Source organism: Sinobaca sp. H24, assembly GCF_023845525.1.
Genome location: NZ_JALBWT010000009.1, coordinates 17,079 through 42,727, shown reverse-complemented (window position 1 = coordinate 42,727; position 25,649 = coordinate 17,079). Strand labels below are relative to the sequence as shown.

General features: G+C 44.3%; 19 protein-coding genes, 10 pseudogenes and 2 riboswitches. Of the genes and pseudogenes, 3 read left to right on the top strand and 26 right to left on the bottom strand.

Going from position 1 to position 25,649, the window contains the following annotated elements:
• The 10 genes and pseudogenes from MMY81_RS13480 to MMY81_RS13430 form a co-directional block, all read right to left on the bottom strand.
• A complete protein-coding gene (locus tag MMY81_RS13480) occupies positions 1–1,059 on the bottom strand; it encodes a FecCD family ABC transporter permease (protein ID WP_252313315.1) in 1,059 nt (352 codons plus the stop codon).
• Positions 1,037–2,012, bottom strand: a pseudogene (locus tag MMY81_RS13475) (ABC transporter substrate-binding protein). Before MMY81_RS13475 ends, MMY81_RS13480 begins: the two are co-directional and overlap by 23 nt.
• Before the next feature lie 176 nt (positions 2,013–2,188).
• Positions 2,189–2,373, bottom strand: a riboswitch (cobalamin riboswitch).
• 68 nt (positions 2,374–2,441) lie between these two features.
• Positions 2,442–3,173, bottom strand: coding sequence for a class I SAM-dependent methyltransferase (locus MMY81_RS13465; protein WP_252313313.1), 732 nt, complete (start codon positions 3,171–3,173; stop codon positions 2,442–2,444).
• Positions 3,157–4,965: pseudogene (locus MMY81_RS13460) on the bottom strand (ATP-binding protein). Before MMY81_RS13460 ends, MMY81_RS13465 begins: the two are co-directional and overlap by 17 nt.
• A pseudogene (locus MMY81_RS13455) lies at positions 4,965–5,678 on the bottom strand (response regulator transcription factor). Before MMY81_RS13455 ends, MMY81_RS13460 begins: the two co-directional pseudogenes overlap by 1 nt.
• A 153-nt stretch (positions 5,679–5,831) precedes the next feature.
• A pseudogene (ccsB, locus tag MMY81_RS13450) lies at positions 5,832–7,016 on the bottom strand (c-type cytochrome biogenesis protein CcsB).
• Between the two features lie 2 nt (positions 7,017–7,018).
• Positions 7,019–8,675: pseudogene (gene resB / locus MMY81_RS13445) on the bottom strand (cytochrome c biogenesis protein ResB).
• Positions 8,676–8,772: 97 nt separating this feature from the next.
• Positions 8,773–9,498: a pseudouridine synthase gene (locus MMY81_RS13440; protein WP_252313312.1), complete on the bottom strand. Its 726-nt coding sequence runs from the start codon at positions 9,496–9,498 to the stop codon at positions 8,773–8,775.
• 73 nt (positions 9,499–9,571) lie between these two features.
• Positions 9,572–10,159 (bottom strand): SMC-Scp complex subunit ScpB, encoded by a 588-nt coding sequence (scpB, locus tag MMY81_RS13435; protein WP_252313311.1) that lies wholly within the window; start codon positions 10,157–10,159, stop codon positions 9,572–9,574.
• Positions 10,149–10,907 (bottom strand): segregation/condensation protein A, encoded by a 759-nt coding sequence (locus MMY81_RS13430; RefSeq protein ID WP_252313310.1) that lies wholly within the window; start codon positions 10,905–10,907, stop codon positions 10,149–10,151. The genes scpB and MMY81_RS13430 overlap by 11 nt, the downstream gene beginning before the upstream one ends.
• A 191-nt stretch (positions 10,908–11,098) precedes the next feature.
• Here MMY81_RS13430 and MMY81_RS13425 point away from each other — a divergent pair, with 191 nt between their 5' ends.
• On the top strand, positions 11,099–11,644 hold the full coding sequence (locus tag MMY81_RS13425; protein ID WP_252313309.1) for a DUF309 domain-containing protein: 546 nt from the start codon (positions 11,099–11,101) through the stop codon (positions 11,642–11,644).
• Between the two features lie 50 nt (positions 11,645–11,694).
• Here MMY81_RS13425 and MMY81_RS13420 read toward each other — a convergent pair whose 3' ends face one another.
• The 16 genes and pseudogenes from MMY81_RS13420 to MMY81_RS35245 all read right to left on the bottom strand — a co-directional run bounded on the left by MMY81_RS13420 (position 11,695) and on the right by MMY81_RS35245 (position 24,882).
• The gene (locus MMY81_RS13420) at positions 11,695–12,051 is read right to left on the bottom strand and encodes a GNAT family N-acetyltransferase (RefSeq protein ID WP_252313308.1); all 357 of its coding nucleotides are present in this window, start codon (positions 12,049–12,051) and stop codon (positions 11,695–11,697) included.
• A 137-nt stretch (positions 12,052–12,188) separates the two neighbouring features.
• Entirely contained in the window at positions 12,189–12,653 is a 465-nt protein-coding gene (ribH, locus tag MMY81_RS13415; RefSeq protein ID WP_252313307.1) for a 6,7-dimethyl-8-ribityllumazine synthase, read from the bottom strand.
• Between the two features lie 33 nt (positions 12,654–12,686).
• Positions 12,687–13,880, bottom strand: a complete 1,194-nt coding sequence (locus MMY81_RS13410; RefSeq protein ID WP_252313417.1) for a bifunctional 3,4-dihydroxy-2-butanone-4-phosphate synthase/GTP cyclohydrolase II — start codon at positions 13,878–13,880, stop codon at positions 12,687–12,689.
• 44 nt (positions 13,881–13,924) lie between these two features.
• Positions 13,925–14,533 carry a riboflavin synthase gene (gene ribE / locus MMY81_RS13405; protein WP_252313306.1) on the bottom strand — a complete coding sequence of 203 codons (609 nt, stop codon included), beginning with the start codon at positions 14,531–14,533 and terminating at the stop codon, positions 13,925–13,927.
• Between the two features lie 5 nt (positions 14,534–14,538).
• Positions 14,539–15,626 (bottom strand): annotated as a pseudogene (gene ribD / locus MMY81_RS13400) (bifunctional diaminohydroxyphosphoribosylaminopyrimidine deaminase/5-amino-6-(5-phosphoribosylamino)uracil reductase RibD).
• A gap of 175 nt (positions 15,627–15,801) precedes the next feature.
• Positions 15,802–15,948: riboswitch (FMN riboswitch) on the bottom strand.
• Positions 15,949–16,087: 139 nt separating this feature from the next.
• The gene (locus MMY81_RS13395; RefSeq protein WP_120193303.1) at positions 16,088–16,522 is read right to left on the bottom strand and encodes a peptidylprolyl isomerase; all 435 of its coding nucleotides are present in this window, start codon (positions 16,520–16,522) and stop codon (positions 16,088–16,090) included.
• Positions 16,523–16,580: 58 nt separating this feature from the next.
• Positions 16,581–17,899, bottom strand: a pseudogene (lysA, locus tag MMY81_RS13390) (diaminopimelate decarboxylase).
• Positions 17,900–17,994: 95 nt separating this feature from the next.
• The gene (locus tag MMY81_RS13385; RefSeq protein ID WP_252313305.1) at positions 17,995–19,296 is read right to left on the bottom strand and encodes a pyrimidine-nucleoside phosphorylase; all 1,302 of its coding nucleotides are present in this window, start codon (positions 19,294–19,296) and stop codon (positions 17,995–17,997) included.
• A gap of 30 nt (positions 19,297–19,326) precedes the next feature.
• On the bottom strand, positions 19,327–20,154 hold the full coding sequence (locus MMY81_RS13380) for a purine-nucleoside phosphorylase (protein WP_252313304.1): 828 nt from the start codon (positions 20,152–20,154) through the stop codon (positions 19,327–19,329).
• Entirely contained in the window at positions 20,155–20,985 is an 831-nt protein-coding gene (locus MMY81_RS13375; RefSeq protein ID WP_252313303.1) for a purine-nucleoside phosphorylase, read from the bottom strand.
• Positions 20,985–22,183: pseudogene (gene deoB, locus MMY81_RS13370) on the bottom strand (phosphopentomutase). The gene MMY81_RS13375 and the pseudogene deoB overlap by 1 nt, the downstream one beginning before the upstream one ends.
• A gap of 20 nt (positions 22,184–22,203) precedes the next feature.
• Positions 22,204–23,090: pseudogene (gene xerD / locus MMY81_RS13365) on the bottom strand (site-specific tyrosine recombinase XerD).
• Between the two features lie 160 nt (positions 23,091–23,250).
• Positions 23,251–23,745, bottom strand: a pseudogene (gene fur / locus MMY81_RS13360) (ferric iron uptake transcriptional regulator).
• 114 nt (positions 23,746–23,859) lie between these two features.
• Complete coding sequence (locus MMY81_RS13355) at positions 23,860–24,399, bottom strand: NUDIX hydrolase (RefSeq protein ID WP_252313302.1); 540 nt, start codon at positions 24,397–24,399, stop codon at positions 23,860–23,862.
• Positions 24,400–24,410: 11 nt separating this feature from the next.
• The gene (locus MMY81_RS13350; RefSeq protein ID WP_252313301.1) at positions 24,411–24,644 is read right to left on the bottom strand and encodes a hypothetical protein; all 234 of its coding nucleotides are present in this window, start codon (positions 24,642–24,644) and stop codon (positions 24,411–24,413) included.
• Positions 24,556–24,882, bottom strand: a complete 327-nt coding sequence (locus tag MMY81_RS35245) for a peroxiredoxin family protein (RefSeq protein ID WP_374561854.1) — start codon at positions 24,880–24,882, stop codon at positions 24,556–24,558. Before MMY81_RS35245 ends, MMY81_RS13350 begins: the two co-directional genes overlap by 89 nt.
• 214 nt (positions 24,883–25,096) lie before the next feature.
• On the opposite strand from MMY81_RS35245, the gene MMY81_RS33380 reads away from it, so the two are divergent.
• Positions 25,097–25,324, top strand: coding sequence for an undecaprenyl-diphosphate phosphatase (locus tag MMY81_RS33380; protein ID WP_308215321.1), 228 nt, complete (start codon positions 25,097–25,099; stop codon positions 25,322–25,324).
• Complete coding sequence (locus MMY81_RS33375; RefSeq protein ID WP_256497897.1) at positions 25,257–25,646, top strand: undecaprenyl-diphosphate phosphatase; 390 nt, start codon at positions 25,257–25,259, stop codon at positions 25,644–25,646. The genes MMY81_RS33380 and MMY81_RS33375 overlap by 68 nt, the downstream gene beginning before the upstream one ends.
• The last annotated feature ends 3 nt before the right edge of the window (positions 25,647–25,649 follow it).

Below are 25,649 nucleotides of genomic sequence, written 5' to 3'. Positions count from 1 at the left end.
CTACCTCCTTTTTCCAATTTGTCTTGACAGACGCCGCTGTTGGAAAAGCAGCAGTCCAAAAACCGGAGCCCCTGCTACTGCCGTAATAACACCAATCGGAAGCTCCGTCGGTGCAATAATCGTACGGGCCAGCAGATCTGTCAGTGCCAGAAACCCTCCGCCGATAAGCATCGAAAGCGGCAGCAAATGCCTGTGATCCGGGCCCCAGATCAATCGGGTTAAATGAGGTACAACGAGCCCAACAAATCCAATAGTTCCAGATACTGCCACTGCCGAACCGGTAATAATAGAAGCGGCAGCTAATATCGCCATTCGCCGGACTTTTGTATTCACTCCCAGCGTCTTTGCCGTTTCTTCTCCAAAAACAAGCGCATTCAGCTCTTTCGCATTCCATAATAAAATCAGGCAGCCTACGATAAAGAAAGGCAGAATCAATCCTACGTATTCCCACCCTCTCATCGCCACACTTCCCATAAGCCAGCTGATAATCTGTCTGAGCTCATCTCCTGTTAAAGCAATCATCAATGATATTAACGAACCTAAAAATGAACTAAAAATGATGCCTGCTAAAATAATCGTTTCTGTGGAAAGGCTGCGCTCAATCGCTTTAACAAACCCAAGCAGAAGCAAGAGCGTAATCATTCCAAACAAAACGCTGACAGCCGGCAGGGTAAACCGACCGAGTCCAGGAATCGAAAGACCTAAAAATATAACTGTTACCGCCCCAAGAGAAGAACCTGAAGATACACCTAGAGTATAAGGGTCCGCCAATGGGTTTTTTAATAATCCTTGAAAGGCAGCGCCTGCGATTGCAAGCCCTGCCCCTACAAGAACCGCTAACAAAACTCTAGGCAGCCTTATTTCTTTAATAATATTAACAAACGTTGTATCCAGATGAGGCGGGAAGTCGAGGCCGAGCGCGGTACGCCCGATAATTTCTGCACTTGTTGCAAATGGCACCTGCACACTTCCAACAGAAACCCCTACTACAATACTCGCTGCTAAAAATGCCAGAGCTGCAATATAAGCAGCCGGCTTACTGCTCTTCAGTAAAGACATCCGGATACACCACTTCTGCCATATGCTGCAGACCATCTGTTAAACGTGGTCCCGGGCGGCTTACCAGATCGCTCTCTAAATCATAAACTTCTTCATTTTCTACTGCAGGCACATCAGACCAGCCATCGCGGTTTAAGATGTTCTCCGTAGAATTTTCCACTCTAAATCCGTATGTTGTAACGATAACATCCGGGTTGAGGCCACAGCATCTCTTCTGTATAAGGAACCCAGCCCTCTTCTTCGGCAGCCGCATTATCAGCCTGAATGATATCAAGCATTTCATCCATAAACGTATTTTGTCCGTAGTATAGATATCAGGCGGCGGCGCATCTACTTCCACCCAGACGGTTTTGCGGTCTTCCTCAGAAATTTCAGAGGCTGTTTCTTCAATAGAGGCCACGTCTTCCTGCATCGTTTCCACTATAGTGGAAGCTTCTTCCTCTGTTCCGGTAGCCTGACCAATCATATCGATCGTATCGTATGTCTCTTCAAATGACGTAGCATCATTTACGATAAGAATCTCTGCCCCCGCTTCTTCAAGCTGATTCAACCCCTCTTCAGAATTCTGTGCAGCAGAAGAATCGGTCAAAATAAGATCCGGCTCGAGAGAGAGAACTGTTTCTACATCAAAATCGAGTCCGCCTACACTCTGTTTTTCCTGAGCTTCTTCCGGATACGTATCAAAATCAGTCACGCCAACGATCTGATCTTCCAGTCCGAGAGCAAATGCGATTTCTGTATTACTTGGCAGCAGACTGACAATATTTCAGGTTCTTCTTCAATCGTTACTTCTTCTCCCATGCCGTCGGTCACGGTTACAGGATATCCTTCCGCCTGCTCGTGTTTTCTTCTTCAGCGTTTTCCTGTTCTTGTCCTTCTTCTGTTTCACCGCCGCAGGCAGCAAGCCCTGCTGCCATTCCAACCGTCATTGTTAACAATAGCGCTTTTTTCATATCATTTCCCCCTAAGTTGGTATATCCTGCAAATCCAGAATGCCAGTACTTTTCATTGAGCTCTATGTAAGATAATAAGAAAAGCTCTTCCCTGAAATGGAAAGAGCGGACATACGCAGCGGCCGCACGCAGCCAAAACGCTTTATATCCGGCATCCTCTTATCCCCGAGAGTGCAGCACCGATTACATATATGGCAGGTATCCTGACTTATGCCCAATTCAAAGATCCTTCCCGTTCTTACAGAACAGTGGACTGCTTCTTTGAAAGCTGCACTTACAGTGGCGGGACCGTACCGGCATTTCACCGGTTTCCCTTTTAACGGAAAGAATATTCTTTCCGACCATATATAGTATATTCTATTTATTAGGACAATCTTCTTTAGTATACATTATCAGTGTTCGATGCACAGCAATTATCGAGCAAATCACTTATCCTTTTTTCCGGCAAATAAAAATCTGCCGGGGAGATCTGCTGTAATCGTATGCAGCCGCATTATAATCCCCGAAGAAATGTACAGGTTCAAGCTGATATCGTTCGAGCATGCGACGCAGCTGTTCTTCCTCATAAAGCTTAACCCGCTCTACATATCGTCTTTCTGCTCCATCTTCTTTAATTGTAATCTTCTTTTCGACATAATCCCTGCCGGCATGTCTTTCCTGAATGACGATCATACCGTCTTTTTCCGTTTCATCGTGTGCAATAAGATTTTCACGGACATACGAAGGGTTTAAATAATCAAATAAAAACCATCCGCCGGGAAGCAGCGCATCAGATGCTTTTTGAAAAACAAGTTCATTTTCTTCATCTTCAAGAAAATAACCGAAGCTTGTAAACACGTTAAATGCGGCCTCGAATTCCTGTTTAATATCAACAGTCCGGATATCGGCGCGTCTGTACTGAACAGGAAGATCATTTGTAAGATCAATGGCCTTCTTTAAGAGCGCCGGGGAGAGGTCAATTCCTGTGACATCAATTCCCTTTCTGCCGAGCCACCTGGCGTGTCTTCCATTTCCACAGCATAAATCGACAGCCTTCATTCCTTTTTCCATAGGCATGTAAGACATCAGCGACTGAAGTTCTCCAGCCGCTTTTGTTTCATCCCGATGGTCATATACTTTTAAATAATCCTCTTGAAAATGCTCCTCAAACCAGGCTTTCATTTTTTCCCCTCCTACCATTCTTCATTTTTTCATTATCAGAAGGGATATAAAAACGAAAGGTCGTTCCCTCATTCATTCTGCTCTGCGCAGCAATGTATCCACCATGTGCTTCTACGATATTCTTGGCGATAGCCAGACCAAGTCCGGTACCTCCCTTGCTCCGCGTCCGCGCTTTATCCGCTTTATAAAACCTTTCAAAAATAAATGGCAGATCTTCATCAGGTATTCCCGTGCCATTGTCAACGACAGCGGCGGATAAACCGTCGGAGCTGTTCGACATTTCCAAAGAACGCGCCCCCGGCTTCAGTATGCCGGATCGCATTATGCACGAGGTTTGTTAACACCTGCTCTATTCGATCAGCATCCGCCAGAATAAATGGTTCATCTCCTTTTACAGAAGACTCCAGCGTCAGCTCTGCTTCTGAGGAAAGCCCTTGAAATTTCTTTTCCATTTTTTCCGTTAAAGCTTTAACGTCCATCCATTCTTTTCCAGGTGAAGATATCCTGCTTCCATACGGGCCAGGTCCAGCAGTTTCATTAACAAGACGCCCCATCCTCAGTGACTCTTCATAAATAATCTGGCCTATCTCTTTTTCTCTTCTTCTGTTGCTGCAATGCCGTCTACGATGGCCTCGCTGTAGCCCTGCAGCATAGATATCGGTGTTCTGAGTTCATGGGAGACATTCGCGATAAAGTCTTTACGAAGCTTATCATGCTGTCTTTCTTCCGTCATGTCCCGTATCACCGCTACAGCACCTCTGACAAACGCTTCATCATATAATGGCGTCATTAGTACAGCATAGCTGCGGCCCTGTACATCTATTTCGGAAAGCTGCTCCTGTTCCATGCCGACCACCTGTTGAAATATTTTTTTCATTTCTTTAGGCAGAGGAGTTGTTTTGCCCTCCTGCTCATTTTGATATTCAAGTGCCAGCAGAAACCGTCAGCAGGCGGATTAGTCAGAACAATAGCGCCTTTGCGGTCAATAGTGATGACTCCATCCGCCATGCTCAGAAGGATACGGCTGAGCTGCTCTTTCTCCTGATTGAGTTCGGTAATATTTTGATTTAATTTCCGTCTCATCCGATTGAACGCATTACCAAGCTGTCCGATCTCATCATTGGAGATGACTGGTACTTTGGTCTCGAAATCCCCTTTAACAACATCCAGAGCAAGCTGCCTCATTTTCCGCAGCGGAGCGGTAATTCTTGTAGATAAAAAAAAGGTAAAAACAGTTGTTAATATGATAGCAATTCCCGCTGACAAAAAATAATCTGCTGGGTTTCGCCTGTCGTATCTTCAATCACATTCAGCGATTGATATAAAAACAATGAGCTTTCTTCGCCGTCGTTTGATACGAATGGAACGCCAACGACAAAGATTTCATCATCATCTTCTTCGCCGCTTCCAAAAAAGTCTCCGTGCATCGTTACATCTTCACGCTCATTAATGACACCGGATAAACGATTGTCTTCATAAAACCGCTCCACCGGAAGAAATATGTTATTAGAATGATTTATCTCCGGATACCAGGCCTCGTCCTCTGTAATAATAACTACCTGCGTGTTATAGGAAGCAGCCATCCGTTCAATCAGCGGTCTTGTTGTTTCTTCGTCCTGTTCTTCGAGGATGCTGACCATTACATTCGCATGATTGGTCAACTGCTCCTCTGCTTCGGAAATATGGTACTGCTCAAAAACTGCAGCAAAAGAAACGTTAGAATAAGAAGAACGACAAGCACTAACAAAAGAATAGTCAGCCATAGTTTTCCAACTACGCTCCGCCACAGCATTAGTCTTTCGCTGCCTCGAATTTATAACCTACTCCCCACACAGTGGAAATCATGTTTGCCGCTTCCTCGGAGATACGGCTCAATTTTTCACGCAGTCGTTTCACGTGTGTATCCACCGTGCGCAGGTCACCGAAGAAGTCATAGTTCCATACGTCTTTTAACAGCTGCTCTCTGGAAAAGACTTTGTCCGGCGACTGGGCAAGGTAGAGAAGCAGTTCATACTCTTTTGGTGTAAGCCCTACCGCTTTGTCATTCACCGTAACACGGTGCGCATCGTTATCAATCGTCAGATGAGGAAAGACAGTACATTTTTCGCTTCTGTTTCCGTCTGCAGAAATTTGGTTGCCGAGGATCTGCGCAGCAGTGCTTTTATCCGAAGAATAACTTCTCTTGGACTAAAAGGTTTCACAATATAATCGTCCGCACCTATTTCAAAGCCCTGTACACGATTGGCTTCTTCTCCTTTAGCAGTCAGCATAAAACCGGCGTTGCTTTTGTTTCCTGAGCTCCTGACAGACTTCTTCTCCGTCCATACCGGGAAGCATCAAGTCCAGAAGGATTACATCAAATTCTTCATTTAACGCCGTTTCAAGCGCTTCTTCCCCGTTCTCAGCTTCGACTACAATAAATTCTTCTTTTTCTAAATACATTTTCAGAAGACGGCGGATGCGGTCTTCATCATCTACAACCAATACTCTTGTTTCCTGTGCCATATAAAGCTGCCTCCTTATTGCCTATTACTCATACTCTCCTGCTTATTTAGCATGATTGCCCTATTCTCTCATCTCCTGCCACTTATCGAAGCCATTCTTCCATAGATTGTAAAAAAAGACTTCCCCCGTGAAGGTTCAGTCTTTGAGGTAATGTTATGCATAGGAATGAAGACCGGCAATAACTAAATTAACAAAAACGAGGTTGAACATAATAATCGCAAAAAATCACACACAGCCATGCCGAACGTTCTCCATGCCATCCGCGGGTTAAACGAAGGTGCAGATAGGCGGCATAAAACAAAAAGGTAATTAATGCCCATACTTCTTTAGGATCCCATCCCCAGAAACGAGTCCAGGCTATCTGTGCCCATATCATAGCAAAAATAAGTCCTCCCAGTGTGAATATAGGAAACCCTATCGCTATGGCTCTATAACTCAACTCGTCAATCTTATCCGGGCTTACGCGCGGATAAGCGGCTGTAAAAATTGACTTAACGGTTTACGAAGCACAAGCCGGACGATGAAATATAAAACAACCGCTGCCGCAAACGTCCATACGAGCGTATTAGCATCATCGCTTCTTATCCATTCCGGCAGAAGGAAAAGAGGTTCCCAGCTTCCCTGTTGAATAAGCTCACCGTTATTTGGTCCAAGAATCGGTGGAAGCTCGTATATCATTTCTGCCTGCAGCCCATTTTCATCTGTGTATTGGAAAACCGTCTGATAGCCAAACAAATTAAATGCATAGCGTATAATCACAAAGGCTACTACAGTAAGCATGCTGAACATAATAAATTCCAGCCAGAATACTTTTTTTCCGCCTCTTTTGAAATCAACCGTCCGGATTAAATAAATCAAGCCGGCGACAAAACCAATGGCTAGTATTCCCTGTCCAAGCGCCGTAGTTGTTACATGTATCTGCAGCCAATAGCTCTGCAGAGCAGGAATTAAAGGCTCTACTTCTGTTGGAAAAATCGATGCATAGGCAATGATCAGCATAATAATCGGCATTGCAAACATTCCAAGAACATTGGATTTGTAGATGGAGTACAAAATCAAAAAGGCAAATCCTATCGCTATTCCGAGAAATGTCGTATATTCAAACATATTGCTGACAGGAGCATGCCCGGAAGCCATCCAGCGTGTTATAAAATAGCCGATTGAAAACAAAAAACCGCCTAAAGCTGCTAAAAATCCGAGCGTCCCCCATTTATTTCCTTTCATATCGCCGAATTTGTCCCGCCATTTTCTTCCGGTTACGGAGACGGCAAAAAGAATTGTTGCGAGTAGATAAAGGAAAAAAGCCGTCAATAATAGATTTCCGCTGAGCTGCTCCATCGCTAGCTTCCCCCTTCTTGTTGTTTTTTCCGTTCTTCCTCTTGTTCTTTTTCAGCTACCTGGTCTACAGGAGGAGAAATACCGGCTTCTTCATCCAATGCGTCAAAATCACGCTTAAGCGTCTGCCAGTGCTTATTGGCATGGCCTGCATACAGAAGGCTGCCATTTTCTTTCTTCAGCCATATTCTTCGGTGGGACCAGTAGGATCCTTGAGTTAAACCAATCATGAATATGATGCCTCCCACTGCAATAAAGGGGAGCGTGTTATCTTTTCGAACCGTCAGTCCGGTTACGTTTTTGTTTCCACATTCTGAAAACTCATTTCATAGTCGTTTTCCCCAAATACATCCTCATTTCTCTGGATACCTACAAAGCTGTACTCTCCCTCTTCCGGGTGTTCTGGTGAAAACATTTGAAAGATAAAAGCGGGATTATCTGGAATACTTGATATCGTAGCAGGTTCTCCCTCTTCGTTAAATTCGAAATTAGGAAAATAAGAGTCAATCACGACACGGTATCCGTCTCCTAAATCATATTCATTTTCAGGGTTAAACAAATCGATCCGAAGTTCACCTGCGCTTTCTCCGGTTTCTCTATTTACCATTTCGAGAATCATCACATTTAATTCATTTAATTTGTAGTCCACCTGGTATAGGCTGAATCCGTCAAAAGAAAGCGGTTCATTTACCCGGATTTCATCCTGGGTTACTTCTTCGAGTTCCGGTTCTTCACCGATTGTCCCGCCTTCTTCCCGTTCATAGACGATCGCATCCGTTTGGAAGGTTTCGACAATATTTCCTCCAGCTCTCTCGAGAGCGGTAGCAAAGGTCTCATCTTCTTCGTCATACATTTCCAGGAAGAACTGTTCGTTTTCAACAAAATATTCGCCGTCCGTCCCCGGCACAACTTCCGTTTCTCCTTCACGCACCCAGACTACTTCATCTACATACATTCCCGGAAAAAAGCGCAGCATCGCGCCGGTTAAAAATATAATCAGTCCGACGTGGTTGACGTATGGACCCCATCTTGAGAAACGCCCTTTTTCTGCAACCAGGTTATCTCCTTCTTCCCGAATCGTAAACTTTTTTTTTTCAAAACTTCCTTCGCCGCTTCCAACTGGTTTTCATCAGCCGGCACCGCCATTTCACCGAACATTCGCTGCCTGCGCAGAAAGCCTTCATTTCTGGTAACTTTTTGATGCTTTAATACCCGGTACAGCGGAACGACCCGGTCAAGGCTTGCAATAATTAACGAAATTCCCAAAGAGGCAATTAACGCCATATACCACCAGGAGCTGTACATATTATGTAATCCGAGCGTGTAATAAATTTGTCCGAGCACCCCGTACTCTTCCTGATAATGATCAGCTGCTGATACGTTATTGGGAATGTACATTTCCTGCGGAAAAATTGTCCCCAGTGAAGATGCCAGTAAAGTTAGTACAATAATCCATATGCCTACTTTTACCGAAGAAAAAAAGTTCCAGATTTTATCGATAATCGACTTATTGTACGTTTGGGAACGACGTGCAACTCCCTCATATCTCATATCTACGAGCGTCTGCTTCTTTGCTTTTTCGTTTAATGGTTTTCCGCACGCTTCACAAAGATCGGTTCCTTCTGGATTTGAGTAACCGCATTCACAAATCACTTTAGCCATTGAAACACCCCATTAGCTTACCCTGCCGGGCATCTGTTTCTTTACTTATTTGATAAAGCAGGCTTTCTGCTTATGTAATGAAACAGAAAGCCTTTTTTTATTCTTTCTCAGCAAGATCACGCAGTTTTTTTATTTCAATTGGTTTTAACTCTCTTGAATCGCCGGGCTCTAAACCATGCAGCGTTAGAAATGCGTAACTTTCACGCTTCAGCTTTATTACTTTATGGCCGATATGTTCAAACATCCGTCTAACCTGCTGGTTTTTTCCTTCATGAATAGAAATTTCAATAATAGAAGAGTTTCCTGATTTATTGGATGACTTCACATTCACTTTAGCAGGTGCTGTTTTTCCGTCTTCTAGATGAATGCCGCGCTCGAGTTTTTTCAGGTTTTCTTTTGATGGTCTGCCTTCTACTTTCGCAATATATGTTTTTACAATTTTATTACGGGGATGCATCATCAAATGGGCAAAGTCACCATCATTTGTTAAAAGAAGCGCTCCCGACGTCTCATAATCGAGGCGTCCTACTGGAAAAATACGCTGCTCTACATCCGGCAGAAAATCGTTAACGACTTTACGGCCTTTATCATCACTTACAGCTGAAATAATCGATTTAGGCTTATATAGAAGAAAATAAATTGGCTGCTCCTTATCCAAAGGAACACCATCTACTTCTACCACGTCATTTCCAACCGTTACTTTTGTTCCTAATTCTTTTACTACCTCACCATTCACAGTCACACGGCCCTCTTCCATCAGCTTCTCTGCTTTTCTTCTGGACGTGATTCCTGCACTTGCTATTACTTTTTGCAATCTTTCCATCTGCTTCACCTCATCCTCTATATCATACGCATCATGCCGGGGAACCACAACCTTTTTTCAGGCCTGAAGCTCCTTATCTTTCGTCTTCTTCCCATGTACCAATCCGGCTGAAAAATTGATCCGGCTCTTCTGATTTTTCTTCAGTGAACTGATCAATATCCGGGAGCTCCTTCAGCGAGGTAAGCTCAAAGTATTCCAAAAAACGTTTAGACGTACGATAGAGAATTGGACGTCCTATCTTATCTGCTCGTCCTGCCTCTGCTATCAGGGCCTTTGCAACCAATGTCTGAAGGGAGCTGCCTGAGCTTACACTTCGTATCTCATCAATTTCCGATTTCGTAATAGGTTCGTTATAAGCTATAATTGCCAGGGTTTCCAAAGCAGCCTGCGAAAGTTTGGGCCGGTCCGGGGTTATGACATATTGTTCTATATACGGAGCAAACTCATCTTTTGTCGCCATATGATAAGTAGTGCCTGCCTGCTTGAGACAAAGCCCGCCTTTTGTTTCATCCCTGTACTGCTTCATTTCCTCGAGCAGAACAGCGCACTCTTCCTCGCTTATCTCCAGCAGGGCTGCTGCTTCTTCTATCTCTACTCCCTGCTCCCCGCTTACATAAAGCAGGGATTCGAGAACTGCCTTTTGTTCTTCCTTATTGATCATACATTGTTCCTCCAGCGGTATGTACCTCTATATCAGAGAAATTGCCATTTTGTGTACAAATAATTTTTTGCTGCTTCATCATTTCCAGCATAGCCAGAAAAGTAACGACCACTTTCGGTTTGTCTGCTTCCCGGAAAAAATCCGCGAATAAACAGCTCCCCTGCCGTGATGCTAAAGTGCTTTCAATAGAACCAATCATCTCTTCCACGGAGTAGGATTCAGGCTTAATCACTGCTGAAGAAGGCTTGTTGAATGCTACGCGTGTCTGCAGTCTCTGCAGGGCATCGATCATATCATAAATAGTTACATTATCAGGCAGCGCCGTATCTTCTTTAGTGTCTTTATAATTCTGCCATGATTCGGAAAATGGCTTTGTATAATACGTTCCGGCCTCGGCTTCATGCTCTTTTAAATAACCTGCCGCCGCTTTATATTTTTTATACTCGGATAAACGATAAATCAGCTCTTCCCGGGGATCATAATCCATGTCTTCCTCTTCTTCTCCTGCAAAAATTGGTGCCGGAAGAAGCATGCTGCTTTTAATCTCCAGCAGGGAGGCGGCCATCACTAAATATTCGCTTGCTACATCAAGCTGAAGCTCCTGCATCGTACGGACATAATCGAGATACTGTGCTGTAACAGCCGAAACAGAAATATTGTAAATGTCTACTTCGGATTGTTGAATTAAATGCAGCAGCAGATCGAGCGGCCCTTCGAATGCATCTATTTTTACACTGTATTTCTTCATTTCTTTTCCCCTCTGCTCGCTTTCACACATATAAATTATATCATACCCGCCTGCCGCTTAACGATAGGCGAATTTATGACGTTTGACGCTTTGGAGTAGATTAATGAAAAGCACTTGTGGTAAAAGTATTGCCTTATGCTGCGTTCCAGAACTTTGTCAAAGAAAATACCCGACGAAAGTGAGGGCATGCTATGCCTCCTGTTTACTCTGACAGCTATATTCAATTCCTCATTCAATTTCACGGCTATCGTGATTACTTTGAATGTCATGAACTATTAGAAGAACACTGGAAAGAAAAAGAAGCAGGAATGCGCGATAAGCACTGGGTCGGCCTGATTCAGCTTGCCGTTGGGCTCTATCATCACCGCCGCGGTAATTTAGCGGGAGCAGAGAAAGTCCTTTTGCGCTCTTCCGGCATCATTGCCGAGCACTCGTCTTCCCTGCAGGAGCTTTCCATTGATACAAATGAGCTGCTGAACCGCATTTATATACAGCTCGATCAGCTTTCATCAAACAGCCCGTACTCGGATTTAAATATCCCGCTGACGGATGCCGGCCTCGTTCAGCACTGCATACAGGAATGCAGCAGCCGTCAGCTTGTCTGGCAGATGAAAAGCAACTTGGAAGATAAAGAATTAATTGACCGCCATACACGTCGGGACCGTTCCGATGTTATTAAAGAGCGCGAAGAACAGAAACTGCTTAGACAGCTTTCTTCAAGCCGCTATTCATTTTAGTTCTCTTTTCCATGAAGAAAGCGTCCGCCTGTTACGAAGCGGACGCTTTTTTACGTACTTTGAATTTCTTCCGGACGGCAGGCATCAAAAAAACCTTTTACAGTCTCAGAAGGAACGATATTTTTTTGAAGACGCTCCTGCATTTCCTCTACCATTCTTTTCCCCAGGCCTTCTCCCCGGTAAGATGGGTTCACACATAAATGCTGCAGCCTGACTGTGTTTTCATCTTCATTTACAAAACCGATAACGCCTACGATATCTTCCTTTTCTTTCCATAAAAAAAGCTCCCAGCTGCTTTCTGTTTCATACTTCTGTACCGTTTCAAGCAGAATTTTAATCTGCTTTTCATCCGGCGTATATGACAGCAGCCCCATTGCAATTTTCCGTTGTGCAGGTTTGAATTTCATAAACATATACATATACCCCTCATAACTTTAGAAAAATGGAAGACATTAACTTCTCAGCAGAATAATGCCCTGAAACAACACGAAAACATGGCGGTTGCTGCCGCCATGTTACGTGATTTATCGATATTGTACATGATTTAAATTAGTTTATCAAGATTCGCCATTTCAATTGCCGCCAGCGCTGCATCTGCGCCTTTATTACCGGCTTTAGTACCAGCACGCTCTATCGCTTCTTCAATTGTATTTGTCGTTAACACGCCGAAGATAACAGGAACATCATAATTCATTGCTACTTGTGATACTCCTTTAGCAGCTTCCGAGCAGACATAATCGAAATGAGGAGTCGCCCCTCGGATAACAGTACCCAATGTAATAATCGCATCATATTTTTTCGACTGGGCGAGTTTTTTTGAGGCATAAGGAATTTCAAATGCGCCCGGCACCCAAACCGTATCAATGTTTTCCTCTTTAACACCGTGGCGCTTCAATGTACCAACGGCTCCTTCAAGCAGGCGTCCGGTAATAAAATCGTTAAAGCGTCCTGTTACTACTGCTATTTTTAAGTCCTGACCTGTCATAGATCCTTCGAAATGTTCTCCCATGTCTGAAAACTCCCTTATTCTGTAATAAATTTTTTAGAAATGAAGCATGTGTCCCATTTTTCCCTGCTTGGTTCGCAAATATTTTTCGTTATCCTTGTTAAATGGCAGCTGAATAGGTACGCGGTCGATTACTTCTAAATCATAGCCCTTCAGCCCGGTAATTTTCCTTGGATTATTAGTAAGCAGGTTCATCTTTTTCACTCCCAGATCCCTGAGAATCTGAGCGCCGATGCCATATTCCCGGAGATCGGGTGCAAATCCAAGCTTTTCGTTAGCTTCTACTGTATCATATCCCTGCTCTTGAAGTTCATAGGCTTTCAGCTTATTAATCAGACCAATACCTCTTCCTTCCTGACGCATATAAAGCAGAATACCGCTTCCTTCCTGTTCAATCTGATGCAGGGCCGCATGAAGCTGCGGACCGCAGTCACAGCGGTGGGAACCGAACACATCCCCGGTTAGACATTCTGAATGCACTCGCACCAGTACAGGTTCATCCGGAAGAATATTTCCTTTCACAAGGGCGATACTCTCTTTTTGGTCAATCACGGATGTATAACCAAAAGCCGTAAATTCTCCAAATTCTGTCGGAAGCTTCACTTCTGTTTCTCTTATAACAAGCTTATCTTTTTTATGACGGTATTTAATAAGGTCCTTAATTGTAATCATTTTCACTTCATGCTTTTCAGCTATTTCCATAAGTTCGGGTACGCGGGCCATTTCTCCATCTTCTTTAATGATCTCACAAATGACCCCCGATGGCTCGGCGCCGGAAAGTCGTGCCAGATCAACCGCCGCTTCCGTATGCCCTGCTCTGCGGAGAACACCGCCTTCTTTAGCAATCAAAGGGAACACGTGGCCGGGACGCTTCAGGTCAAGCGGCCGGGTTTTTTTATCAACAAGCGACAGAATGGTATCCGCCCGCTCTTTTGCAGAAATACCGGTTGATGCACTCTTATGGTCCACACTTACTGTAAAAGCAGTACCGTGAGGATCTGTGTTGTGATCTACCATAGGAACAAGTTCGAGTTCTCTAGCTCTTTGTTCGGTTATAGGCGTACAGACCAGCCCGCGCCCGTGGGTAATCATAAAGTTAATCGTTTCCGGCGTGACTCTATCAGAGAGCGCTACAAAGTCGCCTTCATTTTCTCTGTCTTCATCATCACATACGATGACTGCTTTTCCCTGCATTAATTCATAAATAGCTTCTTCAATTGTATGAAACATGGATTCATTTTCCATGATGCACCTGCCTTCTTCCTATTGGAGTTTTACGCCTTTTTGTATTTTGTTTCAAGCAGGCGTTCCGTGTACTTCATTAATACATCGCATTCTACATTGATAGGATCATTGATCTGCTTGGCAGACAAGTTTGTTTCTTCCCAGGTGTGGGGGATAATCGAAACCGTAATAGTAGATGCTTCATCGTCCACTCCAAATAACGTAAGACTAATACCGTCAAGCGTCACAGATCCTTTCAGCATCATATACGGCATCAGCTGCTCCGGTACTTCAATATGAATATAAACCGCGTTTGCCAGCGGCTCGATGGATGCAATTCTTCCTGCAGCGTCCACATGGCCGCTTACGAAATGACCTCCGAATCGATTATTGGCCGCCATCGCTCTTTCTACATTCACGGGGCTTTTTTCCTGAAGAGCCTGAAGGCTGGTGCTTTTCATTGTTTCAGGCATAACATCCACCTGAAACATGCTTTCGTCAAAAGCAGTGACAGTGAGGCAGACCCCGTTGATGGAAATACTGTCGCCTTCTTTCATATCCTGCATAATTTTTTCAGCTTTTATTTTCAGCTCCATATGGGTCTCATGATCATTCATATGAGCGATAATAGCTTTTTCTTCTATAATCCCTGTAAACATAGCATTCATCCTTCCTTTGGAAAAGCCGTCATCTTAATATCTTCTCCCAATGTTTCCGTTGATTTAATGACAAGCTGCGCTGCGTTTTCCATCAGCTCCATTCCCTGTCCTCCAAACACTGGAAACGCGTCTTTTCCGCCCACCAGCTTAGGCGCTATATAGTAATGAAGTTCCTGAAATGCAGCTGCTTCCAAAAAGCTGCCATGCACAGTAGAACCGCCCTCCACATACAAGGACTGGATGTTTTTTTCACCGAGCTTTTTAAGAAGAACCGAAATAGAAATGGTGTCGTCTGCAAGCTCGATTATTTCTGCTCCTGCCGCTTTTAGTTCCTGCTTTTTCTTTTCTTCGGCCTGGCTTGTGCAGACGATCCAGACAGGGGCGCCATTATCCTGAAGCATTTTCGCAGTTGAAAGCGTCCGCAGCGACGTATCCAGCACAATACGTACCGGCTGTCTGAACGCTTGCTCGAGTCGAACATTTAGAGAGGGGTCGTCTGCAGCTGCTGTTCCTGCACCGACTAATATTGCGTCATGCTTCATACGGTTTAAGTGAACGTCTTTTCTTGCATTTTCCCCAGTAATCCATTTACTGCTTCCTGCATACGTAGCCGTTTTACCATCAAGCGTTGCTGCAGCTTTAAGCGTCACATAAGGAGTTTTTGTTTTCATATAGTGAAAGAAAAAACGGTTGATGCTATCTGCCTTTTCTTTCAGTACACCGATATCAACAGAAATGCCGGCCGCTCTCAGTTTCTCAATTCCCCTGCCTTTTACTTGAGGATTTGGATCAACAGAGGCTATAAAGACTCTTCGGATTCCGTTTTCAATCAGCAGGTCAGCGCAGGGGGGCGTTTTCCCATAATGGCTGCACGGCTCTAATGTTACATAGGCTACAGCGCCTTCTGCCTCCTTGCCTGCCATACGGACTGCATGCACCTCTGCGTGAGGCGTTCCTGCTTTCAGATGAGCGCCCATGCCGACGATTTGATGATTCTTTACTAATACTGCTCCAACTAACGGGTTGGGGATGTTTGTCCGTCAGCAGAAGCGGCCAGATCCAGTGCAAGCTTCATATAGGTTTCATCATTCATTGTTATTACAGCCCTTCCCGCTGACTCGTTCAACAGACTTCGAGGCATATAAAAACCCCCGAAGGACTTTCCTTCGGGGGAGTAATTAATCACGTTTAAATAAGCCCTGTCAACAGGTGCAAAAGGCCGCTGCTGCTTTACGTGTGTATCCACAGCAGGCAGCCTATTTAAACATGGTTTCCTTCTCCCATCCAGACTTTACTGTCGGCTTCGGAATTTCACCGAATCCACCGCTCTGCCTAAGCATTACGGGTCACGGACTAAAAAGAGCGCACTCTTTATCACCGCCGGTTGGGACTTTCACCCGACCCCGAAGGAACTGCCGCACGGCAGATACCAATGTTATTTTCTAAAAAGTATATACCTTATCATATGATAACCAAATGAGAAACGTCAACTAAAAATGCCTGACGGTACTATTATGTAAAAAAACCGGCATTCCGCCGGTTTTTTAAGCCTGTTTATTCGCTCCAGACTTTCACTTCCTGCATAACGTCTCCCTGCTTAATTCTATCAACAGTATCAAGACCTTCTGTTACTTTACCAAAAACAGTATGAACGCCGTCCAGGTGTGGCTGCGGTTCAAAAAGAATAAAGAACTGGCTTCCGCCTGTATCTTTGCCGGCATGTGCCATAGATAAATAGCCTTTACCGTGCTTATTAGGATTTCCTTCTGTTTCACACTTAATAGTATAACCCGGTCCGCCTGTTCCATTGCCGCTTGGGTCTCCGCCCTGAGCTACAAATCCAGGAATGACACGGTGAAAGTTCAATCCGTTGTAAAACCCTTTATTCGCAAGTGTTTCGAAATTTTCTACTGTTCCTGGTGCATCCTGGTCAAAGAATTCAATTTGAATTTCTTCTCCATTTTCAAACTTAATGCTTCCTTTTTTCATTACAATCAACCACCTTTTTTAAAATGTAAAGCCCGGCTGATTAAAACCGGCTGTTCTATTATACCCTCTCTGCAGAGCGGAGAGGCAAATCATTTTTTAATAAATCTTCGTACGTTTCTTTTCTTATAACAAGCTGGGTCGTTCCATTTTCTGCAAACACGACCGGCGGCCTTGAAAACCGGTTATAATTATTAGCCATGGCATACCCATAAGCACCTGTGCAGAAAACAGCCAGCACGTCATCTTCGGCAAGTTCCGGAAGCGGCAGATCCCAAATCAGCATATCTCCTGACTCACAGCATTTTCCGGCTATGGCAAATGTATCTTCTGCTTTGTCATTTGCACGGTTCGCAAGTACCCCTTCATATTCTGCATGATAGAGGGCGGGGCGTATATTATCGGTCATTCCTCCATCGACTGCCGCATACCGGCGCACCCCTGGAATGTTTTTCTGGGATCCTATTTTATAAAGAGTTGTTCCAGCGTCCCCGGTCATCGCCCGGCCGGGTTCAATCCAGATTTCCGGCATATCCAGGCCGTGCAGCGAGCTCTGCTCCTGCACTGTATGAATTAGAGAGGTCACATACTCCTCAGGCAGCAGCGGTTCGTCTCCTTCAACATAACGTATGCCAAAACCTCCGCCTGCATTCAGCACTTCCGGCTCAAAGTCCAGTTCTTCCTTCCAGCGGATAATCTGGCTGAAGAGCTTCTCAATGGCCATCGAAAATCCATGAGTATCAAAAATCTGCGAGCCGATATGGCAGTGAATACCTTTTAGCTGCAGGTAAGGATGATCTTTCAGTCGTTTAATTGCTTCGTCAGCCTGTCCGCTCGTTAAGTCAAAACCAAACTTGGAATCTTCCTGTCCCGTTGAAATATATTCATGTGTATGAGCTTCGATTCCAGGAGTTGTGCGGATCAGCACATGCGGAGACTTTTTCATTTTTTCGGTCTGCTCTTTGAGCATATCGAGTTCATGAAAATTATCTACAACAAAACACCCGACATCCAGATCCAGTGCCATTTGAATTTCTTCAAGGGATTTATTATTTCCATGAAGGTGTACACGCTCCATCGGAAATCCTGCCCGTTTGGCTGTAAGCATTTCCCCGCCTGATACTACGTCCAGACTTAATCCAAGCTCATCAGCAAGCTGAACCATAGCAATACAGCTGAAGGCTTTGCTTGCATAAGCTACTTGATACTGCACGCCTTCTGCTTCAAATGCTTTTTTGAAGCCTCTTGCTCTGCGTCGTATCAGTTCGACATCGTAAACAAAAACCGGCGTCCCATATTCTTTTGTAATATCCATCGTATCCACGCCGCCTATTTCCAGGTGGCCTTTTTGTTTATTTGGCTGGTGCCGTGTAAATACATCGCTTTTCCCCCTACTCCCATTCAGTGATTTATATTGTAGCATCTATTTGCAGGAGTACAAAGAAAAACTCTCGCGGCTGTTTTCAGGCACTATTTTATACGATCGTATCGTGGATAAGCGGTTCGGGTATAACTTCTGACTCGGAATATTCATAGGCCTCTCTAACAATGGCAGCAGCCTCGGCAGCTTCTGTCTGATTGGCATGCAGCACAGCAAGCACATCGCCTGCCTGCACGCGGTCTCCAATCTTTTTACGAAGTTCAATTCCCACAGCATAATCAATTTCATCGTCTTTTGTTGCCCGTCCAGCTCCCAGAGTCATTGCTGCACGTCCAATTTCTGAAGCTTTCATGCCGCTGACATACCCATCTTTTTCTGAAGTGACTTCTATTAAATGTGCAGCATTAAGCAGCAGGCTTGAATCATCCACTGAAGAGGCGTCCCCGCCCTGCGCTTCAATAAACTGCTTCATTTTTTTCAATGCTTCTCCGTTTTCAATAACCTGCTCCACGAGCTTTACGGCCTCTTCCAAATTAGAGGCTTTATCAGCCAGTACTACCATATGAGCTGCAAGCGTAACGCTTAAATCATGAAGATCTTTCGGTCCTTTGCCGTTTAGTGTATCTATGGCTTCTTTTACCTCAAGCGCATTTCCAACGAAGCGGCCCAGCGGCTGATTCATATCGGATATAACAGCCATTGTTTTCCGATCCAGGGATTTCCCTATATCAACCATCGCGCCGGCGAGCTCTCTTGCTTCTTCAACGCTTTCCATGAACGCACCGCTGCCTGTTTTCACATCAAGTACAATAGCATCGGCTCCGGCGGCAATTTTCTTGCTCATGACCGAACTTGCAATTAACGGAATAGAATTCACTGTTCCTGTTACGTCCCGCAGCGAATAGAGCTTCTTATCAGCCGGAGTTAGATTTCCGCTCTGTCCGGCAAGCGCAATTTTATTTTCATTTACGAGCTTAATAAACTCGTCCTGGCTGATTTCTGTCTGAAATCCTGTAAAAGCTTCCAGCTTATCAATTGTTCCTCCGGTATGCCCGAGACCGCGGCCGGACATTTTTGCTACCGGAATGCCAAGCGCAGCTACAATAGGACCCAGAATCAAGGTCGTTTTGTCCCCCACCCCTCCGGTCGAATGTTTGTCGACTTTGACTCCTTCGACTGCAGTGAGGTCAAGCTGGTCTCCGGAAGCCGCCATCGCAAACGTCAACGCGGCAGCCTCCGACTGGGTCATCCCTTTAAAATATACAGCCATTGCAAAGGCAGCTGCCTGGTAATCAGGCACCGTTCCTTTTGTATATTCGTTAATAAACCATTCAATTGCTTCCTGAGGGAGTTCTTTTCCGTCCCGTTTGTCTGTAATGATATCTACCATTCTCATTGTATCTGCCTCGTTTCATTTAGAGTCTTTCTATGCCGGCATATCTTTTATAATCTTTTTTACTAATGAAATAAATTTAGGCTTTGTCCGCGCCGCAGTTTCCATCACTTCCTGATGGGTTACTCCCTGCAGATCTTCTCCAACTGCCATGTCTGTAACGCAGGAAATGCCGAGCACATTCATTCCACTGTGCTGGGCCACGATAACTTCCGGCACCGTGGACATGCCTACTACATCTCCGCCGAGACGGCGAAGCATAATCAATTCTGCTGCAGACATGAAATAAGGTCCTGTAATACCTGCATATACTCCCTGCTGCAGTGTTAAACCATCTTTTTCAGCGCAGCGATGGGCAAGCTCCTGAAATTCTTTATTATATGCTGTACTCATATCAGGAAAGCGGGGGCCGAATGCCTCCAGGTTTTCTCCAATAAGCGGATTGTCGTTTGTCATATTTAAATGGTCTTCGATCACCATTAAATCGCCGGGCTGATAGCTTTTATTCATGCCTCCGCACGCATTGGTTACAATTAGGTTCTCTGCTCCAAGGCTTTTCATAACACGAACTGGAAAGGTTACTTCCTGCATCGAATACCCTTCATAGTAATGAAAGCGTCCCTGCATAGCAATCACTTCTTTTCCCTGAAACTTCCCAATAACCAGGCGCCCTGCATGCCCTTCCACTGTGGATACTGGAAAGTGCGGAATCTCGTTGTAAGGAATGTGGACCGGTTCTTCAATTTCTTCTGCCAGGTCCCCAAGACCTGATCCCAGAATCAAAGCGACAGCAGGAGCTCTGTTTATCCTGGACTGAATAAAATCAGCCGCTTCTTTTATTTCCACTGCAGATATACCCATTTACAGCTCTTCCCCCGTCCATTTTACGATATTTTTCATCAATGATAAAAATTCAGCACGTACCGCTGTCGTCGTTTCCATCACTTCATCGTGGCTGAGAGGCTGGTCCAGGATACCGGCGGCCATGTTGGAAATGCAGGAAATTCCGAGTACCTGTATAGAGGAATGAGCGGCTGCAATAACTTCGGGAACGGTGGACATACCTACGGCATCAGCCCCAAGAATCCGCAGCATTTTTATTTCTGCAGGGGTTTCATAACACGGTCCCGTGTTCGCCGCATACACCCCTTCTTGTAAATCAATTTCGAGTTCTTTCGCGGCTTTATTGGCAATATGGGCAAGTTTTTCAGAATAAGCGTTGGACATATCCGGAAAACGGGTGCCGAACGATTCTTCATTTTTACCGATTAACGGGTTTGCCCCCATTTGATTAATGTGGTCTTTGATCCTCATCAAATTGCCGGCCTTAAACGATTCATTAATGCCGCCGGCAGCATTCGTTACAAACAGCGCTTTTATACCAAGCGAATGCATGACGCGCACTGGAAAAGTAACTTCCTGCATGGAATAGCCTTCGTAATAATGAAAGCGGCCCTTCATCGCTGCAACTGCAACTCCTTCGAGCTTTCCAATAACAAGTTCACCTGCATGACCTTCAACGGTGGAAACAGGAAAGCCTGGTATTTTTTCATAAGGAATAACTACAGCCTCTTCTATTTCGTCCGCGAGAATACCAAGGCCGGACCCTAAAATCAAACCAATTTCAGGCTGAATCGTTGTAAAGGATTGAATGGCACTGCTTGCTTTTTGAACGTTATCTATTATGCTCATTATTTGTCTCCATTCTTGTTTAAAGTTGATAAAAAGCTGCTGCCGTATTCCGGCATCGGTACATTGAAATTTTCAGCGATTGTGGCCCCAATATCAGCAAATGTCTTTCTTGTTCCGAGATCCCGTCCGGTCTTTATAGAGGGCGAATAGGCAAGAAGCGGCACAATCTCTCTTGTATGATCTGTACCCGGATGGACCGGATCATTGCCATGATCTGCCGTAATAATAAGAATATCGTTTTCCTTCATACTCTCCATTACTTCCGGCAGTCTTTGATCAAACTCTTCTATTGCTTTGCCATATCCAATCGGATCACGACGGTGCCCGAATTTTGCGTCAAAGTCAACAAGATTTAAAAAGCTTAGACCTGTAAAATCACGATGCATCGTCTGCATCAATTTATCCATTCCATCCATGTTTGAGGTGGTGCGCAGGGAATCGGTAATACCTTCATTATCAAAAATATCGCTGATCTTTCCAACTGCCAGACTATCCAGACTGCTGTCCTTCAAATAGTTCAGCACAGTCTGTCCGAATGGCTTTAATGCGTAATCGTGCCGGTTGGAAGTGCGTTCAAATGCACCGGCTGCTCCGGTAAAAGGCCGCGCGATGATTCTTCCTAACATATAAGGCGGATCATAGGTCATTTTCCGGGCCTTTTCGCAGATATCATACAGCTCTTCGAGCGGTACGATATCTTCGTGGGCCGCGATCTGCAGAACCGAATCGGCAGAAGTATATACAATTAAATCGCCGCTGTTCACATGCGCTTCGCCAAGCTCTTCTATTATTTCTGTACCTGATGCTACTTTATTGCCAATTACTTTCCGTCCTGTGGCTTCTTCAAGCTTTCCGATTAAATCAGGGGGAACCCTTCTGGAAATGTCTGGAACGGCTCACCGATATAAAGTCCCATCATTTCCCAGTGACCAGTCATCGTGTCCTTGCTCTGAGATGCTTCTTCCATAATGCCGTAGGATGCGGCTGGAGAGGACACTGTTGAAATCCCCTGTGCTTCTTTGATCATTCCCAATCCTAGTTTTTCAAGATTAGGTACATGCAGGCCATTCATCTTTTCTGCTATATGACCGAGCGTGTCGGCACCTTGATCGCCAAACTCTCCGGCATCGGGTGCTTCTCCTATTCCTACTGAATCCATAACAACAACAAACATTCGCTTGAACGGATAATCATTCATCGTTAGTCTCCTTTTTTTCGTTATGCCCTTGGATGATAATGTAAATATACATCCTTAAGTTTATGGGTTGATACATGTGTATATATTTGAGTTGTCGAAATATCGGTGTGACCGAGCATTTCCTGAACGGCTCTCAAATCAGCTCCATTTTCAAGAAGGTGTGTAGCAAAAGAGTGCCTGAGCGTATGCGGGGTGAGGGGCTTTTTCAATGCCGGCCTTTTCCGCAGCTCCCTTTAGTATCTTCCAAAATCCTTGTCTCGAAAGCGGATTTCCGTGATGATTTACAAACAAAGTATCATGCCGTTTTTGCTTCATCAGCTCCAAACGTCCATTTCCTGCATAAGTCTCTACTGCTTCTGCCGCGACTTTTCCAAGAGGGACGATCCGCTCTTTGTTTTTTTTCCCAGACACTGCACAAATCCCATCTCTAAATGAATATCTCCGCTTTTGAGCTCACACAGCTCCGTTACACGAAGACCCGTTGCATACATCAGCTCCAGCATGGCATTTTCTTCGTGAAAAAGCAGTCGTTCCTTTAGAAGCCTCCAGAAGACGGTCTACTTCCTGTGACGTAAGGACAGAGGGAAGCTTTCTGCTTTTTTCGGGGCGTTTCAATAAGTTCAGATGGGTCTTTCTTAGCTTTTCCATCTCTTAGAGCAAATTGATGAAACGCACGAATCGTTGATAGATACCTTGACAACGTAGCAGTCGTACGTCCCTCTTCTTTTTTTTCATGGAGATAGTCCAGAATATGAAGCCTTTCCACATCGGCTGTTTTGGAGACGCCAGCTTTTTCCACGCTTGCTATGTAGTGCTTTAAATCTCTTTGATAGGATTGAACAGTGTTTTGTGACAGTCCCTTTTCCACCCGGCAGTAATGCAGGAAATCCATGATATCCATCTTCACCTCAGAGCCGCCCTCCTTCCATTTACAAATCGTACAGGCATATCATAACATAAGCAATAAAGCGTCATCATCCTTATCTCCTCATCGATTCCAACTTCTAAAAAGTTCTACTTTTCTAACAATAAGACAAAATAAAAAACCTTCTCATTTCTGAAAAGGTTTAACGGACTTTCACCTGATTTTTCTTTTTCGGTTTCTTTTCTGTATCTGATTCCTCTCCTGTGTTTTGGCAGCGGTGGCAAACACCATGAAACGTCAGGCGGTGATCTTTAATTTTGAAGTTCCAGTCTTTTTCTACAATCTTTTCTACATCTCCAAGCAGGTCATCCTGGATCTCATCTACCGTTCCGCATTCAATACAGACAAGATGATGATGGAAATGGGCAGCTCCTTCTTTTCGAAGATCATAACGGGAGACACCGTCTCCAAAATTTATTTTATCGACAATTTCCAGTTCATTTAAAAGCTCAAGGGTGCGGTATACGGTAGCAAGACCGATTTCCGGCGCTTTTCTTTTACGAGTAAGTATACATCTTTGCACTTAGGTGATCTTCCTCATTTTCAAGCAGTACACGAACCGTTGCTTCCCGTTGAGGAGTTAACTTATAGCTTTTGGAATGTAGCTGATTTTTTATCGATCAATACGCTGTTCCACTTTATCCTCCTCCTTCTCAATCAATCTATATTCACATTATAATAATGCTAAAGAGGAGTGTCAATTAATAATGATAATAATACCACTTTATAATAATTATTAAGTGAGAATCAACTATTCCTTGTTGATTCTCAGCTTCAAATATTGAACAGCATACATTGTCTTCGCATCGTGTATAAGATTCTTCTCGATAGCGTCTTCCGCTTCTTCGAGCGAAATTTCTTCTACCTGTACAAATTCATCTTCATCTGTAAACGGGGTGCCCGGCTTATCAATGTCTGCTTCATACAGATGGACCAGTTCATCGCAGAAGCCTGGAGCAGTATAAAAAGAAGCAATTTTTTTCAGGCTGAGTGGTTTATACCCGGTTTCTTCTTCGAGTTCTCGGCCTGCAGTAATATGCGGCTCTTCCCCCTCTTCCATTTTCCCTGCAGGAATTTCCAGTATCTCTTTTTCAAGTGCTTTTCGATACTGACGTACCATCACAATATTATGATCATCTGTCACAGCGATAACTGCTACAGCCCCGGGATGGCGTACAAGTTCTCTTTTACTTGTTTTCCCATTCGGCAGGCCGACTTCTTCTACATCTACATTAATGACCTTACCGCTGTAAATTCTTTCTCCTGAAATAGTCTTTTCTGTAAAATCCATTTTGTTCCTCCTCAGATATTTTCCTCGATAACCTGTTCCATGCGTTCATATGTAACTTCTCCGGCTATTTTTTCAATAATTATACCGTCTTCATCGATAATGACTGTCGTCGGAAGGTATTGAAGCTGATACGCATCTGCCATATCTCCATCTATGTCAATGGCGGAAGGAGACTGGGATAGATTGAATTCTTCTGCGAACGCTTCTGCTTCTTCCTGTGTCCGTTCGTAGGAATTCATGTTCATGGTAAATTACCTTGACATCCTCTTCCCTGTAATTTTCATGGATGTCTAAGAGCGCCGGGAGTTCTCTAACACATGGCTCACACCAGGAAGCCCACATATTAAGGACAATCAGGTTCCCATGGTAGTCACTCAGCGCAGTATCTTCACCGGTACTATAGGAAGGAAGCGAAAAATCCGGAGCGCGGTCTCCCGGCTCTGATCCTACCTGCCTGGCACTGCCGCTGATAATAATATACAAAACAGCAGCTGCTGCCAATCCAATAATTATAAGGGTAACCTTTTCTTATTCATTCCCTCACCTGCCTGCTCATTCTTTCTCTATCATACATAGTTTAGATGTATTTGTGTTTGTCATTTTTGTGATTCAGCAAAGTAGGAGGCTAAAACACCCTTTTCTATTGTTTCGTCGTTTTGCTAAAATAGCATTTGGTAAAGAAAAAGGAGTGAACATAGTGACTATTATCGAAGCATTGATATTTGGAATAGTTCAAGGTATTGCTGAATTTCTTCCTATATCAAGTACAGCACATATTGTTATCGCGCAAATGCTTTTTGGCTATACATTTCCCGGGTTGTCTTTTGAGATTATCCTTCACTTAGGATCTGTAGCGGCTGTCATCTTGTTTTTTCCGAAAAGATATTATTCATCTTATACAGGTCTTCTTTCGTTTTTTACTTAAGCGGAATACAGAAGACAGGCCGGAATTTCTTTTTATCCTATTTATTATCATTGCCACTTTCATTACCGGGGCGTTAGGTATTATCCTTGAAGGCGCTGTAGGCGATGGGATTAAAACGCCATTTGTTATCGCAGGGTCCCTGACACTGACTGGTATTTTCCTCATTCTTATTGAACGCTTCCACCGTATAGGCACCCGTACGGAAAAAGAAATGACCATACTTGATTCTATCGTAGTAGGTCTTGCTCAGACACTTGCTGTTCTGCCGGGGATTTTCACGTTCAGGTTTCTACTCTCATTGCAGGGTTATACGCTGGATTAAGCC

Bases quoted from the DNA above. Each gene is read 5' to 3' on its own strand.
- MMY81_RS13480 (WP_252313315.1), bottom strand. From the start codon at position 1,059: ATGTCTTTACTGAAGAGCAGTAAGCCGGCTGCTTATATTGCAGCTCTG.
- MMY81_RS13465 (WP_252313313.1), bottom strand. From the start codon at position 3,173: ATGAAAGCCTGGTTTGAGGAGCATTTTCAAGAGGATTATTTAAAAGTA.
- MMY81_RS13440 (WP_252313312.1), bottom strand. From the start codon at position 9,498: ATGGAAAGATTGCAAAAAGTAATAGCAAGTGCAGGAATCACGTCCAGA.
- scpB (WP_252313311.1), bottom strand. From the start codon at position 10,159: ATGATCAATAAGGAAGAACAAAAGGCAGTTCTCGAATCCCTGCTTTAT.
- MMY81_RS13430 (WP_252313310.1), bottom strand. From the start codon at position 10,907: ATGAAGAAATACAGTGTAAAAATAGATGCATTCGAAGGGCCGCTCGAT.
- MMY81_RS13425 (WP_252313309.1), top strand. From the start codon at position 11,099: ATGCCTCCTGTTTACTCTGACAGCTATATTCAATTCCTCATTCAATTT.
- MMY81_RS13420 (WP_252313308.1), bottom strand. From the start codon at position 12,051: ATGAAATTCAAACCTGCACAACGGAAAATTGCAATGGGGCTGCTGTCA.
- ribH (WP_252313307.1), bottom strand. From the start codon at position 12,653: ATGGGAGAACATTTCGAAGGATCTATGACAGGTCAGGACTTAAAAATA.
- MMY81_RS13410 (WP_252313417.1), bottom strand. From the start codon at position 13,880: ATGTTTCATACAATTGAAGAAGCTATTTATGAATTAATGCAGGGAAAA.
- ribE (WP_252313306.1), bottom strand. From the start codon at position 14,533: ATGTTTACAGGGATTATAGAAGAAAAAGCTATTATCGCTCATATGAAT.
- MMY81_RS13395 (WP_120193303.1), bottom strand. From the start codon at position 16,522: ATGAAAAAAGGAAGCATTAAGTTTGAAAATGGAGAAGAAATTCAAATT.
- MMY81_RS13385 (WP_252313305.1), bottom strand. From the start codon at position 19,296: ATGAGAATGGTAGATATCATTACAGACAAACGGGACGGAAAAGAACTC.
- MMY81_RS13380 (WP_252313304.1), bottom strand. From the start codon at position 20,154: ATGGGTATATCTGCAGTGGAAATAAAAGAAGCGGCTGATTTTATTCAG.
- MMY81_RS13375 (WP_252313303.1), bottom strand. From the start codon at position 20,985: ATGAGCATAATAGATAACGTTCAAAAAGCAAGCAGTGCCATTCAATCC.
- MMY81_RS13355 (WP_252313302.1), bottom strand. From the start codon at position 24,399: ATGGATTTTACAGAAAAGACTATTTCAGGAGAAAGAATTTACAGCGGT.
- MMY81_RS13350 (WP_252313301.1), bottom strand. From the start codon at position 24,644: ATGAACATGAATTCCTACGAACGGACACAGGAAGAAGCAGAAGCGTTC.